Origin of the sequence: Vreelandella neptunia, from assembly GCF_034479615.1 — a bacterium.
GTDB classification, from domain to species: Bacteria; Pseudomonadota; Gammaproteobacteria; order Pseudomonadales; family Halomonadaceae; genus Vreelandella; species Vreelandella neptunia.
Genome location: NZ_CP140255.1, coordinates 3,232,314 through 3,245,971 on the forward strand (window position 1 = coordinate 3,232,314; position 13,658 = coordinate 3,245,971).

At 57.2% G+C, this 13,658-nt stretch carries 14 protein-coding genes; 7 read left to right on the plus strand and 7 right to left on the minus strand.

Going from position 1 to position 13,658, the window contains the following annotated elements:
* Entirely contained in the window at nucleotides 1–1,170 is a 1,170-nt protein-coding gene (locus SR894_RS15050) for a tRNA nucleotidyltransferase/poly(A) polymerase-related protein (RefSeq protein ID WP_223288022.1), read from the minus strand.
* A complete protein-coding gene (locus tag SR894_RS15055) occupies nucleotides 1,167–1,988 on the minus strand; it encodes a symmetrical bis(5'-nucleosyl)-tetraphosphatase (protein WP_223288023.1) in 822 nt (273 codons plus the stop codon). Before SR894_RS15055 ends, SR894_RS15050 begins: the two co-directional genes overlap by 4 nt.
* Before the next feature lie 279 nt (nucleotides 1,989–2,267).
* Between SR894_RS15055 and SR894_RS15060 the strand changes: the two genes are divergently transcribed.
* Entirely contained in the window at nucleotides 2,268–2,447 is a 180-nt protein-coding gene (locus tag SR894_RS15060; RefSeq protein WP_133729891.1) for a hypothetical protein, read from the plus strand.
* Nucleotides 2,447–3,895, plus strand: a complete 1,449-nt coding sequence (locus SR894_RS15065) for an FAD-dependent oxidoreductase (RefSeq protein WP_223288024.1) — start codon at nucleotides 2,447–2,449, stop codon at nucleotides 3,893–3,895. The genes SR894_RS15060 and SR894_RS15065 overlap by 1 nt, the downstream gene beginning before the upstream one ends.
* Here the strand turns inward: SR894_RS15065 and apaG are convergent.
* The 5 genes from apaG to SR894_RS15090 form a co-directional block, all read right to left on the minus strand.
* Entirely contained in the window at nucleotides 3,892–4,269 is a 378-nt protein-coding gene (apaG, locus tag SR894_RS15070) for a Co2+/Mg2+ efflux protein ApaG (protein WP_133729889.1), read from the minus strand. The genes SR894_RS15065 and apaG overlap by 4 nt on opposite strands.
* Nucleotides 4,266–5,093, minus strand: a complete 828-nt coding sequence (rsmA, locus tag SR894_RS15075; RefSeq protein ID WP_133729888.1) for a 16S rRNA (adenine(1518)-N(6)/adenine(1519)-N(6))-dimethyltransferase RsmA — start codon at nucleotides 5,091–5,093, stop codon at nucleotides 4,266–4,268. Before rsmA ends, apaG begins: the two co-directional genes overlap by 4 nt.
* Nucleotides 5,094–5,328: 235 nt before the next feature.
* Complete coding sequence (pdxA, locus tag SR894_RS15080) at nucleotides 5,329–6,396, minus strand: 4-hydroxythreonine-4-phosphate dehydrogenase PdxA (protein WP_223288025.1); 1,068 nt, start codon at nucleotides 6,394–6,396, stop codon at nucleotides 5,329–5,331.
* Complete coding sequence (locus SR894_RS15085; protein ID WP_133729886.1) at nucleotides 6,396–7,421, minus strand: peptidylprolyl isomerase; 1,026 nt, start codon at nucleotides 7,419–7,421, stop codon at nucleotides 6,396–6,398. The genes pdxA and SR894_RS15085 overlap by 1 nt, the downstream gene beginning before the upstream one ends.
* 39 nt (nucleotides 7,422–7,460) lie before the next feature.
* On the minus strand, nucleotides 7,461–9,911 hold the full coding sequence (locus tag SR894_RS15090; RefSeq protein WP_133729885.1) for an LPS-assembly protein LptD: 2,451 nt from the start codon (nucleotides 9,909–9,911) through the stop codon (nucleotides 7,461–7,463).
* Nucleotides 9,912–9,981: 70 nt separating this feature from the next.
* Between SR894_RS15090 and SR894_RS15095 the strand changes: the two genes are divergently transcribed.
* From SR894_RS15095 to speD, 5 genes are all read left to right on the plus strand, one after another.
* Nucleotides 9,982–10,992 carry an aminoglycoside phosphotransferase family protein gene (locus SR894_RS15095; protein ID WP_133729884.1) on the plus strand — a complete coding sequence of 337 codons (1,011 nt, stop codon included), beginning with the start codon at nucleotides 9,982–9,984 and terminating at the stop codon, nucleotides 10,990–10,992.
* Nucleotides 10,989–11,657, plus strand: a complete 669-nt coding sequence (murU, locus tag SR894_RS15100) for an N-acetylmuramate alpha-1-phosphate uridylyltransferase MurU (protein ID WP_223288026.1) — start codon at nucleotides 10,989–10,991, stop codon at nucleotides 11,655–11,657. Before SR894_RS15095 ends, murU begins: the two co-directional genes overlap by 4 nt.
* Before the next feature lie 3 nt (nucleotides 11,658–11,660).
* Nucleotides 11,661–12,083, plus strand: coding sequence for a gamma-glutamylcyclotransferase family protein (locus SR894_RS15105; protein WP_223288027.1), 423 nt, complete (start codon nucleotides 11,661–11,663; stop codon nucleotides 12,081–12,083).
* Nucleotides 12,084–12,154: 71 nt separating this feature from the next.
* Complete coding sequence (locus SR894_RS15110) at nucleotides 12,155–12,583, plus strand: OsmC family protein (protein ID WP_133729881.1); 429 nt, start codon at nucleotides 12,155–12,157, stop codon at nucleotides 12,581–12,583.
* Nucleotides 12,580–13,374, plus strand: a complete 795-nt coding sequence (speD, locus tag SR894_RS15115; protein WP_088698866.1) for an adenosylmethionine decarboxylase — start codon at nucleotides 12,580–12,582, stop codon at nucleotides 13,372–13,374. The genes SR894_RS15110 and speD overlap by 4 nt, the downstream gene beginning before the upstream one ends.
* Nucleotides 13,375–13,658: the final 284 nt, after the last annotated feature.

Sequence of the window (13,658 nt, forward strand, 5' to 3'; positions counted from 1 at the left end):
CTAGGTTAGCGCCGCCTCCACGGCCTGCCCCCGGCGCTCTCGCAAGGCCTCGCCCAGCGCAGCTCCTTGATATCCCTCAGCTATCAGCGCCTGGGGGCTTACCTCCCGAGCAGCCTGCCAGGCGTTTTCGAGCGGGCCAACCTGCTCAGGCGCCAACACTTTGACTAACGCCAGCTGCCCCTCGACCTGCTCAGGCTTACGCCAACCATCCAAACGCTCCAGCCAACGTAGCACGCTAGAGCCCTCTAATGCGTCGGAAGGCAGCGCCTGGTTGGATAATGAATGGTTTGTTAGCGAATGGTTTATTAACGAATAGGTAAGCGCGGTATGGCGAGCCAATTGGGCAACGGCATTGGGCAGTTTGAGCCGTTCCGACAAGGCATCGCGCTGCTCAGCGCTTAGCGGCGATACCAACTGCGCATGGCGCCAATGAGCTAATGGGAACATGTCGCTATCAGGTACCTTAGCCATCGCTGCCAAGCCCTTCACTAACGCTTCGCCCGCTAATTCTGGCCACCAGACGTTGAGCGCATCGCAACGTTCAAGGGTAGTGAAATAGACCTCTGGGCTTGGCTCACCCAGCGCTTTTTCCGTTTCGACCCACACCCGCTCGGCGGCCAGGTGCTCAAGTTCACCGCTGTGACTCACCTGACGCATTAGCGTCAGTGTTTCAGGGGCAATGCTGAAGCCCAGTGACGCATAGCGGGCCAGAAAACGTGCGGTACGAAGCACCCGCAACGGGTCTTCGCTAAACGACGCGGAGATATGCCGCAACACGCGCCGTTCGATATCGCCTTGACCATTAAACGGGTCGGTTAATTCACCTTCAGTACTCTGGGCGATGGCGTTAATGGTTAAATCACGCCGCAACAGATCCTCTTCCAGACTGACATCGGGGCTGGCATGCACTTCAAAACCGCCATAGCCGTGGCCCGACTTGCGTTCGGTGCGGGCCAGGGCGTACTCCTCAGCGGTTTCTGGATGCAAAAAAACTGGAAAATCGCGCCCCACAGGCTTAAAACCGCGCCTGCGCATGGCGTCTGGCGTAGCGCCCACCACAACCCAGTCATTGTCATATACCGGCCAGCCAAGTAACTCATCGCGCACGGCGCCGCCTACCCGATACACGTTCAAGCCCGCTAAGTGGGGATCACTGTTTGTCTCTTTCACTGTCGTTTTTCCTGCTGAAGGCTAGCTACACTGGTTCGCTCACCGCTGTCCAGATTGAACGCGGTTAGACGTCCGCCCCAAATACAGCCCGTATCCAGCGCCTCAACGGGCACTCGCGCCTGGGGGGTATTTCCCTCCAGCGCCGCCCAGTGGCCGAAGAGCAGCCGTGTATCATCGTCGCGCGGGTATTGAAACCAGGGCAGAAAGCCCTCTGGGGCACTGTCCAATCCCTCTTTGGCAGCAAAGTCCAAACGGCCCTGGGCATCAATAAAGCGCATCCGAGTCAGCACATTGACAATCAGACGCAGCCGATCAATGCCGTCTAACTCGTCGTGCCAGCTGTCTGGTTGGTTGCCGAACAGCTGGGTTAAAAACTCACCAGAGGCTTCACTGGCAAGCGCAGCCTGCACTTCACACCCCAGAGACACGGTCTGGGCTACGCTCCATTGGGGAAGCAGCCCCGCGTGGGTCATTAGCGTACCGTTTTGAAACACGCTAAGCGGCTGGCTCTGTAGCCAATCCAGCAACACTTCGCAGTCAGGCGCTCCCAGAATATCGCTCAAGGTGTCATTTTTTTTCAGCTTGCCTCCGCCACGCGCCACGACCAACAAATGAAAATCGTGGTTGCCCAATACGCTGCGTGCCGAACTACCCAGTGCGCGCACTTCTCGCAGACACTCCAATGAACCAGGCCCACGATTAATCAAATCGCCCACCAGCCATAGCGTATCCCGCGCGGGGTTGAAGCTGAGCTTTTCAAGAAGGGCTACAAATTCGGCGTGACAGCCGTGCAGATCGCCGATCGCATAGGTGCTCATGCACGAGGCCTTTTTAATAAAATGAGTAGGCTAAATACTACCACTTCAACGACACCCTCTGCCTGTCGTCGGTGGTTTATGTTGATGGCTTATGTTGATGATTAACACTGGTGAAAAGTACAAACCTGGATCACTATAAAAATACGCTTTGGCACTCTTGAGCTTCTCGCTAGCTTAGCCACTCAATCGCGTCGTTGGTCAAATGAGTAGTTGGTCAAATGAATAGTTGGTCTCTCGAGTAGCCACTTCGCAACAACTGTTAAGGAAAACGGTACGCTTATGACAATGGATCATTCTCGGCGCGGGCTACTGCGAGCAGCAACGCTGGCAGGCCTTGGCGCACTCATACTCCCCGGCACAACGCTTCTTCCTGCCGCACGAGCCGCTGCTCCCAAGCTTGGCCCACCGCCCGCTGCGGTGACCGTTAATGGTTGGCTACTGCGCAGCAGTGACCGCTGATGTATATCGCCTTTGAGGATATCAGCGAGCGCAGCAAGGCAGTGGATGTCTGCATTATCGGTGCTGGTGCGGCGGGCATTTCCATGGCCGTTACCCTGACGGAGCGCGGCCACCGCGTACTGCTCTGCGAAGGTGGCGATGCGGATTACAGCGAACGCTCCCAAGAGTGCTACCGGGGCGAAGTTATCGGCGAACCGTATATTCCCCTCTATGGCGCTCGCCTGCGCCACTTGGGCGGGTCGACCAACCACTGGGGCGGCATCTGCCGACCACTTGATCGCTATGACTTTACCGCCAAAAGCGCTGCCAGTGAGACGGATTGGCCTATTGGCCGCGACGCGTTATCGCCCTACTATCGTCCCGCTGCCAGCGTACTGGACTTGGCGCCTACGCCTGCTGATCAGCCGATCACTGGCTCTGGACTCAAGCGCATCTACTTCTCACTGGGCCACCCGACGCGTCTGAAGGAGAAGTATGCCGCCACGCTAAGCGAATCGACCACGTTGGAGTGCTGCCTAACAGCCAACTTGGTGGCACTGGAAAGCCAGGACGGCAAAGTCACCGGCGCCACTTTCAAAAACTACCGAGGCAATTACCGAAAGGTTCAGGCGCGCTACTTTGTGCTGGCCTGTGGCGGCATCGAAAACTCGCGCTTGCTGCTGTGGTGCAACCAACAGTTAAATGGCCAGCTTATACCGCAAGCTGGCACCTTAGGGCGCTACTGGATGGAGCACCCTCACGCCACGGTGGGCCAGGCGCTAATTTTTGAGCCAGCGGCCCTGGGTCTGGACGAAGATTACAACGTGTTCCTCTCCCCCACCGCCCACTCCATCAGCTCGCGCCAAATACTGAATTGTGGGCTGCGCCTGCACCGCATGAACGCTGAAGCCACCCAGGAACTGATTGATGAGCTCGCGGATCAGGCGCCCACGCTGGCAGGACGGTTGCGTATCTGGCAGGCCCAGGGGCGGGTGATACACGGCGCGGTGCTAAGAGCCGCCTGGGAGCAGGAACCTCGCTTTGACAATCGCATAGAGTTAAGCGAGGAGCTGGATGAGCTGGGCGTGCCCCGCAGCCGATTGGTGTGGCAGCAGTCTGATTTGGATCGCCACACCATCCGCGAGAGCATGCTGCTATTGGGGGAGTATCTGTGTGATAGCGAGGTAGGTAGGCTGCAACTGGCTGACTGGCTAGCCGATACGCCGGTACAGCTGCCCACCGAGGGTGAATTGGCTGGCCGTCACCATATGGGCGGCACGCGCATGAGCCTTAATGCCGAGCAAGGCATTGTTAACCCCGACTGCCGTCTATTTGCTCAGGACAATTTCTATGTGGCAGGTTCCAGCGTTTTTGCCAGCGCCGGGCACGCCAACCCTACGTTAACACTAGTGCAGTTGGCCCTGCGGCTTTGCGACCACCTAGAGAGTAGGCTAACGCAAACCGCCTAATGGAGCTGGAGCGGTACGGCCAACCTAAAGGGAGTAATGGCTACCTCAAAAACGCGCTGAGTAGAGGTGTCCAACAGCGTATAGGTACCTTCCATTACACCGACTGGGGTTTGCAGAATGGCGCGGCTGGTGTAACGGAAACTCTGGCCAGGGCCAATCAGCGGCTGTTGACCGACGACGCCCTTGCCACGCACTTCCTGGCAATCGCCGCTGCCCTGGGTGATTTTCCAGTAGCGTGCCATCAATTGAGCGCTATGTGGACTCTGATTGTGGACGGTCACTGTATAGCTAAACACGTAGCGCGACTCGCCATCGTTAGACTCATCAGCGCGGTAGCTAGGGACGACGCTGACGTTGATCGCTAGGCCACTCACGTTTGGCTGCCCCGCTCACCGCTTGCCTGCTCATCGGCGGCAACACGATTGGCAATCGTCACGTACTCCTCCACAGTCAATGTTTGCGGACGACGGATAGGGTCAATGCCCAAGTCTTCCAGGGTTTCGGCACTCACCCGCCCTTTGAAGTTATTGCGCAGCGTCTTGCGCCGCTGGCCAAAGGCGAGCTTCACCAGCTCAAACAACAGCGCTGGATCATCCGCTGTATGAGGTAGCGTTTCATGGGGAGTTAAACGCACAATGGCGGAGTCGACTTTGGGGCGCGGCACAAAGGCTTCCGGCGGCACGATAAACAGCTGTTCGACCTGGCAGTAGTACTGAGCCATAACCGACAGACGCCCCCAATCAGCACCGCCGGGTTCTGCGGCTAAGCGCTCAACCACCTCTTTTTGCAACATAAAGTGCATATCTTCTATGGCACTTCCTGCAGCCAGCAGATGTATTATCAGTGGTGTGGAGATGTTGTAGGGCAGGTTGCCTACCACGCGTAGCGCGGGCCCATCGCCTTTCAGCGCAGCAAAATCGAACTTCAGTGCGTCGCCTTCATGAATCACAAAATCGGGATAGTTGAAAAACTGCACCCGCAGACCGGGAATCAGGTCGCGATCAAGCTCGATCACTTCCAAGTGCCCCGCAGCCTCCAGCAGCGGCTCGGTTAGCGCCCCCTGGCCTGGGCCAATTTCGACCAAGCGATCCGTCGAGCGCGGGCCAACGGCGCGAACGATCCGCGAGATAATGCCGAGGTCACGTAAAAAGTTCTGACCAAAGCGTTTACGAGCGCGGTGTTGGGGCACAGTAGACATCAAACGGTGTTCCTTGGAGTGCGGATTCAATCGGGAGTATGTAGTGGCCAGCACTGTTGCAACTGGTCGTCTGCATGAATCAGTACCAGAGTAGGTTTCCGCGTGGGCGCTGTGAACCCGTCCTTGGGCGCTACTTTTTCCATCTGACCGCCATGGATGGCGGAAATGCCGGAATTGTCGGAACATTTTCCGGCCCTGGAAAAAGACCCTCGCTGCAACCTACTCTGGCACCGGATTAAATTTCAGTAGCAGACAACCGCTGCGCGGCTAAACGGCGCGCAAGGTCGATAGCGACTTTTAGGCTGCCGGGGTCTGCCACGCCTTTGCCAGCCAGATCCAGCGCGGTGCCATGGTCGACCGAAGTACGCACCAATGGCAAGCCCAGGGTAATGTTAGCAGCCTGGCCAAAGCCGGCGTATTTTAACACCGCCAACCCCTGGTCATGGTACATCGCCAGCACCGCATCAACACCTGCCAAGTGTCTGGGGGTAAACAGCGTGTCGGCGGGCAACGGGCCAAGGATATCCATTCCTTCAGCGCGCAGGGCATCGAGCGCGGGAATAATAACATCTAGCTCTTCGCGACCCAGGTGGCCATCTTCACCGGCGTGCGGGTTTAAACCACACACTGCCACACGCGGTTTAGCAATCCCGAACTGGCGCTGCAAATCAGCGACTAGCAAGCGGCTGATTCGGGTAACACGCTCATAGGTGATGGCGTCGGCAACCTTGCGCAGGGGTAAGTGGGTGGTCACCAGCGCCACACGAAGATCGCCACTGCCCTGCCAACTTGGGCCGCTGGCATGCAGTGCCGCATCGGTAGCGAGCATCATTACCACCTCATCGACACCGCAAGCATCGCGCAGCCATTCGGTGTGGCCGGTAAAGGATGGATGACCACCTTCGATGATGACGCCTTTATGAAGTGGCGCCGTCACCATGGCAGCCGCCTGCCCTTTTTGGCAGGCATCCACCGCCAGCGCCAAGGTCGCCAGCACATAGTCAGCGTTAACCGGATTGAGAACGCCCGGCGTGGCCGGTTCGCTCAACGCAACCGGCCAGACCGGCAAGCCATGGGTGCCACTTGGGTGCTCACCGGGCGAACACTCTACCACCGTGACCTTGAGCCCCAGCGCGGCTGCACGCTGGCGCAGCATATCCGGGTCGCCAATCGCCACTGTATACGCGGGAAGGCTACCCTGGGCCGCCAGCATCAGCATTAGCTCAGGGCCAATACCCGCTGGCTCGCCGGTAGTTACCACCACCGGCAGCTCGCTATCGGATGATAAAGTATCCACTAACATTAGAGTCGAATATCAACAAAGGCCTGGGAGCGAACCTCTTGCTGCCAGGACTCTAGCTCTTCGTTAGCGCGACGTTGGAAGATCGCCTGGCGCACTTGCTCGCGCTGGCTCTCTTGGGTGACATTTTGACGACGACGCTCTTCTACTTCAATGACGTGGTAGCCAAACTGGGAGCGCACCGGCTGAGATACTTGGTTAACATCCAGTTCACGCATCGCTTCTTCAAAGGCAGGAACGGTTTGCCCTGGACGAACCCAGCCCAGCTCACCGCCGTTGAGGGCTGTGCCACTGTCATCGCTATACTCACGTGCCACCGAGGCAAAGTCCTCGCCTTGAGAAAGGCGCTGGCGCACCTCTTCCGCCCGCGCACGGGCTTGGTTTTCATCGCGGTTGGGAGTCAGTGCAATCAGCACATGGCGGGCACGGGTCTCTTCAATAAAGTTCTGCTCGCCGGATTGGCCGGACTGCTGGTTTAGAAAGCGCTCAACGTCACGGTCGCTGACCGATACGCGGTCGCTAATTTGGCGCTGCTGTACCTGCCGCATCAGCATTTCGCGGCGAATATCTTCGCGCACGCTGGCCAGTGTCATGCCATCAGCTTCCACTGCGTCGGCAAACTCATCAAGTGTCATGCCGTTGGATTCGGCAATCGAGCGCACCTGCCCATTGAGCTCGGTATCATCAATGCTCAAATTGGCATCTTCCGCCATTTGCAGCTGAATCTCTTCCATCACCATGCGCTCAAGCACCTGACGCTCCAACTGGGAGCGCGGTGGAAGATTTCCCCCCTGGGCCTGCGCCTGCTGCTCAATTTGCGACATGCGATCATCTAATTCACTGCGCATAATCACATCGTCATTGATGACAGCCACAACGCTATCTAACGCCTGGCGCTGGGTGGATTGGAAGTTCTGCGCCTGTAAAGCAAGCGGGGCCAGCACCAGGCCTGCACCTACACACAAAGCTAGCAGGCTACCAGCAGAGAGCTGTTTCATACGGCCTAGCAGGGGCTTTCTCATTTTCATAACAAACGTCTCTTTCATTAGCCATTCTATGGAAGTCATTTACAGGGCAGTCGGACGATAGCCAGGAATGGTCTGTTCAAAATAGCTATCCGCATCCTGACCAACGCCGCCCAGACCACGGAATACGAAGCGTAAAAATAGTCCGCGATCATTAAAGTCATCATTAATACGAGCGGTGTCATTGTCATCGACCCATTCGCGCCACACCAACTGCAGTCCGTAACAGCAATTATTCCACTGCACGCCTGCCAATTGCTCAAGCGAACGCTCATTGGTTTGATCGTGCAGGTAGCGGCCGATCAAATCAATGTTGGTACTGGCTTTCCAGGCAAACGAAAGATCCCACTCTTCGCGGCTGTAGTCACGAAAGCCATCATCGCCCGGCAATACGCTGGGGTCGAACCCTTCGATCTCCCAACGGTAGCCAAGGTTCACTACGTGCCCTTCGGGATGCCGGTAACCAACATCAACGCTTGAGCGTTCGGTGCGTTCACGGTGATCATCGTAGAGCCATTCTGCTCCGCTGCTCCAGCGATCATTGATCTGCCAGTCAAGGCGGGTGACCAAAGGCGAGCGATCCCGGGTAGCCTGATAGCGGCTTTCTGGATTGACGTTCGGGTTGTCTTCCGGACGATCTGGCAGCGTATCGGCGTCACCCTCGCTATCAATACGACGGTCATCAAAGTAAACGCTTTGACCAACCCCGAACGAGAGGCGGTCACGACCGGAGGCATCTTCCAACAAGCGCGACTGCACGCCGTAAGAGAGCCGGTTGAGATCGCCAACGCGGTCGGTGCCGGAAAAGCGCTGGGCTGACCAGAGCTGATCCCAAGAGAAAGCACGTTCGCGGCTGTCAAAGTCGGGCAGCTCGCTCTGATCAGTGCGCGGCACATAGGCGTAGTTAAGGCGTGGCTCCAGGGTTTGGCGGTAATCTCGCCCACCCAGGGCGAGTTCACGCTCGAAGACCAGCCCGCTGTCGATGGAGGTCAGAGCAACACTACGACTGGGTGAGTCACTACGCTGTGTGTCGCGCTCGCCGTAATCCAGCTCGTAAGCAGTGTTCCACAGCTCGGTTCGCGGTTCCAGGTAGCCCCAAGGACGCTCGAAACGCCAGCCAACTGCTGGCATTAGGTGCAACCGGCTGCCGGTGGCCGCTTCGCGCTCCGGTACACGGCGCTCATCCACATCGCGCCAAAAATAGGTCGCGTTCGATCGCCACTGGGTATATAGCCCGTTGTCGAACTGCCAATTGGCATTTGCGCTCAGGCTCGGCAGTTGATAAAAGGGTTTATCGCTATCGCTAAGCGGGTCTTCCAAACGCTGGAAGCCCTGGGCGCGGGCATCCAACTGCCAGCGCTGGCCGCGGTAATCGACCTGGGCCAAACGCTCCATACTGGCGCGGTCACTCTCGCCAAATTCACCGCCGAAGTCATCGAAATAGCGCCCGTCACTGGCGGCTCCGTAGCGCAGCCGATAATTACTGCGCTCGTTAACCCGGCCTGCATGGCGGGCATCTACATACCAGCGGTCATCGCCCTCAAAGCGGTTTTCTCCGCCGCCAGAGCCGCCGTCATCGCTATTTAAATAGCCACCTTCAACGATGCCCGCACTCTCTTCAAACAGGTAACGGTACTCACCGCTCATTAGCAAGCCGCGGTCACTCATCCAGCGTGGCGTAATGGTTGCATCGTGGTTGGCGGCAATATTCCAATAAAACGGCTGAGCGTAGTCAAAACCGTCCGACGAGAAGCCTATCGTTGGGGAAAGCAGCCCAGTATGGCGGCGGTCGTCGATGGGGAAACGCAGCCATGGCCAGTAAAATATTGGCACATCTTTCACCTCCAGGCGCGCATGACGTGCAGTACCAAAGCCTTCGGCCTGGTTCAAGCGAATATCGCTGCTGACCAGTTGCCAGCTATTAGCACCCGGGTCGCAGGTAGTAAAGCTTGCATCTTGTAGGCGGTACTCACCTTCCCCGGTCTGCTCTAGCTGACTAGCCTGACCGCGCAGATGCTGCTCGTAGAGCACATAGTGGCTGTCACCCAGGGTGGCCCGATCTTCGTTAAGCCGGAGCATCGCCTGTTCGCCGCGTACCAAAGCGCGCCCATCGCGGATGGCGATATTGCCTTCAGCATCGACCTGCTGACGGTCGGCGGGTAAAAAGACCCGCTCCGCTTCCACTTCTTCATTGCCGCGGCGCAGTACCACATCGCCGCGCAGCAACGCTTCGCCATCGGCAGCATAATCGACGTCGCTAGCCTCAAGCGAGAGCGTTTCCGGGTTATCTTCCGCTGGCAAGCGGTAGCTGGGCATGACATAGCGCCCACGGCACAATTGATTAGCCGCTTCTTCTTCCCCCCAGGGTTGCCAATCCAACGCTTCAGCGGACATGGTTTGCCCTTGAGCCACCGCCGTAAACGAGGCGCCAGCAAGCAAACTGCCCATCAGCGTATGCGCAACCGGCAAGGTGCGCGAAAATCGCTTGCCCATGTTCGTTATCCTTGGCATCCAGAATCGGTATTATACAGCCCGCATGATGCCCGACCAGCAAGGAGCTTGCATGTCCTCATATCGGATTAACGCCCTCACCACGTGGGCTGCCCAACAAAATGGTCTCTCTGAGGCCGACATTTCGCTTTCCTCCGCCGTGGGAGATGCGAGTTTTCGGCGCTATTTTCGCCTCACGCTCCCCGACGGTGCCACCCAGGTGGTCATGGACGCCCCTCCTGAGCAAGAGGACTCTCAGCCGTTTGTGGCCATCGCCAAGCGCTGGCGAAGCGCCGGGCTACCGGTACCCAAGGTGCACGCGGCCAACCTAGCGGACGGCTTTCTGCTGCTTGAAGACTTGGGCAACACGCCGCTACAGCACTTATTTAACGACGACGCTACCACACAAGCCTACCATGCTCAGGCTCTCACGCTGATCGCCAAACTGCAAAATCGCGCAGGCCCTGACTCACTGCCTGCTTATGATACGGCACTGCTGGGCCGTGAGCTCGATCTGTTTCCCGAGTGGTGCCTTGGTGCCTGGTTAACGCTGCCACCGCCTGAGAGCTGGCACGTCGTTCGTGAGCAGCTTATCCAGCATGCCCTAGCGCAGCCGGTAGTGACTGTGCACCGCGATTTTGATGCCATGAACCTGATGATGCACGATCAGCATCTGTTTATGATCGACTTTCAGGACGCCGTGGCTGGCCCGCTTAGCTATGATTTAATCTCGCTGCTGCGGGGGCGCTACTGCCGCTTTAGCAATGAGCAGTTTGCCGACTTTGTCGAGGCATTTTATCAACAGGCGCGCATCGATGGCCGACTACCCGGCAGCGTCGATTTTGCCACTTTTCTAACCCAGTGCCACGCCATGGCCGCACAGCGATCACTAAAAGTGTTGGGAATTTTCTGCCGTTTAACCCTGCGTGATCAAAAAAGTGGCTATCTCGAGCGCTTACCGCACTTTCTGGATCATCTGGAAGATAGTCTATGGTTCCTGACCGAACAGGCTGAGTTCGCGGAGTGGGTCAAACTCACCCTACGGCCTGCCATTATGAAACGACTAGCGGAAATACCGTCATGAAAGCGATGATTTTAGCCGCGGGTCTGGGCAAGCGGATGCGCCCGCTCACCGACCACTGCCCCAAGCCGCTGCTGCCCGTGGCGGGGAAGCCGCTGATCGTGCACCATCTGGAGCGACTTCGCCTGGCGGGTATTCATGAGGTAGTCATCAACGTCAGCTACCGTGCCGAGCAGATTGTCGCAGCGTTGGGCGATGGTGGCGCCTATGGCCTGCGCATTCGCTGGAGCCGGGAAACAACCCCACTAGAGACCGGTGGCGGCATTCAGCAAGCGCTGCCGCTACTTGGCGAGGCGCCGTTTCTGCTGGTCAACGGTGACGTTTGGTGCGCAGCGCTCCCAGACCCGCAAGCACTCCAAGGCGACGATCTGGCACACTTGATGCTGGTGGAAAATCCTCCACAGCACGCCAGTGGAGATTTTGGACTAGCAGGAGGGCGCGTGAATCAAACCAACACTGAACGTTTGACCTACTCAGGCATCAGTGTGATTCACCCTGGGCTGCTCGCCGGGCAGCCCCAGGGCTCCTTTGCCTTGGCGCCACTGCTGAGAACTGCTATCGATAACAACCAGGTAAGCGGCGAGCACTATAAGGGGCATTGGGTTGACGTTGGAACCCCTGAACGACTGGCGGCGCTGGAGCGCCAGCTACAGAGCGAAAGGGGTTAGCCTATGCATCCGCGCTATTTACGTGAAGCAATCGCTGACACGCCACGGGTAGCGGTCTACGGAACGCTCAAACAAGGCTTTAACAATGCCCACTGGTTAAACGATGCCACACTGCTCGGGCGCGACGCTACTCCAGCGCTCACGCTCTACGATATCGGCCCCTACCCCGGCGCCAAACGGCAGCGGTCAAAAGGGATCACAATAGAAGTCTATCGGATCAACGCTCACCACTTGGCCCAACTAGACCGCTTAGAGGATTACCGCATTGATGCGCCCACCGAGGGTGAGTATGACCGCCAGCAGATCGACACCTGTTTTGGTCTCGCCTGGGTGTATCTTTACAACCCCAGCGTGGCAGGCAAAACAGCGATATATGAGGGTGGCTGGCACACGCCGAACATTAGCAATGTTCAACAACAACGTTGAGAAGAGGCGCGCAGGCCAAGAAATGTTATGCTGCGCGACTTACCTTTCGTCGCCTAGATGAGGAGAGCAGCGTGAAAGCACGGGTAAAATGGACAGAAGGCCGCCAATTCGTGGCGGAATCCGGTAGCGGGCACAGCGTTGTGATCGATGGCCCGCCCGACCACGGCGGCCGTAATACGGGGCCTCGCCCAATGGAAATGCTGCTGATGGGCATGGGCAGTTGCACCGCTTTTGATATCTTGAATATTCTTGATAAAGCGCGTGCCGATGTGACCGACTGCGTTGCTGAGCTAGACGCCGAACGCGCCGATGAAGTGCCCGCCGTATTTACCAAGATCCACGTCCATTTCGTGGTAACCGGACGCGCGCTTAAAGAGAAGCAGGTTGCCCGCGCGGTTGAACTCTCCGCAGAAAAGTACTGCAGTGCATCGATCATGCTCGTTAACGGCGGCGTTAAGATCACCCATTCCTTTGAGATTATTGAGGAGGCTCGGACGTGACAGACAATCTCCGGCTCCACGGGTTTAACAACCTGACCAGCTCGCTGAGCTTCAACATTTACGATATCTGTTATGCCAAGACCGAAGAGCAGACAGCGGCTTACATCGACTATATCGATGAGCTCTATAACGCCGAGCGTTTGACCCAGATTCTTAAAGACGTCACCAACATCATCGGCGCCCATGTGCTCAATATCGCCCGCCAGGACTACGAGCCCCATGGCGCGAGCGTGACGATTTTGATTGCCGAGCATGAGCTTGACGAGGCGGCGCCTGAGCAAATTCAACCAGGCCCCGGCCCGTTACCAGAGACGGTAGTCGGCCACCTGGATAAAAGCCACGTTACGGTGCACAGCTACCCTGAGTCACACCCCGACAACGGTATCAGCACCTTCCGCCTGGATATCGATGTTTCCACCTGTGGACATATCAGCCCGTTAAAAGCGCTGAACTACCTAATCCATAGTTTCGACTCCGACATCGTTACCATGGATTACCGGGTGCGCGGCTTTACCCGCGATGTGGATGGCAAGAAACTGTTTATCGATCACGGTATTACTTCCATTCAAGATTATCTCGCTGAAGACACCAAGAATGCGTACCAGATGATGGACGTAAACGTGTATCAGGAGAACATGTTCCACACCAAGATGCTGCTCAAAGACTTCGAACTGGATAACTACCTGTTCGGCACGTCGCGTCGCGATATTACCTTTGAAGAAGCCCGGGATATCGAGGGTCGTTTGCGTAAAGAGATGCTGGAAATTTTCTACTCCCGCAATCTGGATTAAAAGCCCCCAATCTGGGCTCAACGCAGCACCAGAACACCCAAAAGCCAGCTAATGCTGGCTTTTTATATGGCTGCGAGTGATGTAACTATTCAGCTCAGGCTGCCTGACGCGCCTCACTTCGCCGCCTAAACGCTGGCACTTCACCGGCAAACCGTGGCGCAAGCGCCGTGTGTGCCGAAAAGCTTGGTTTAAGCCTCCCACGGGGGCAACTATCAAACTGGCAGTCTAAACGGTCGCGAGCTAAAGCTACCTCCCACAACACCCCATAGCCAGCACTAAGTCAG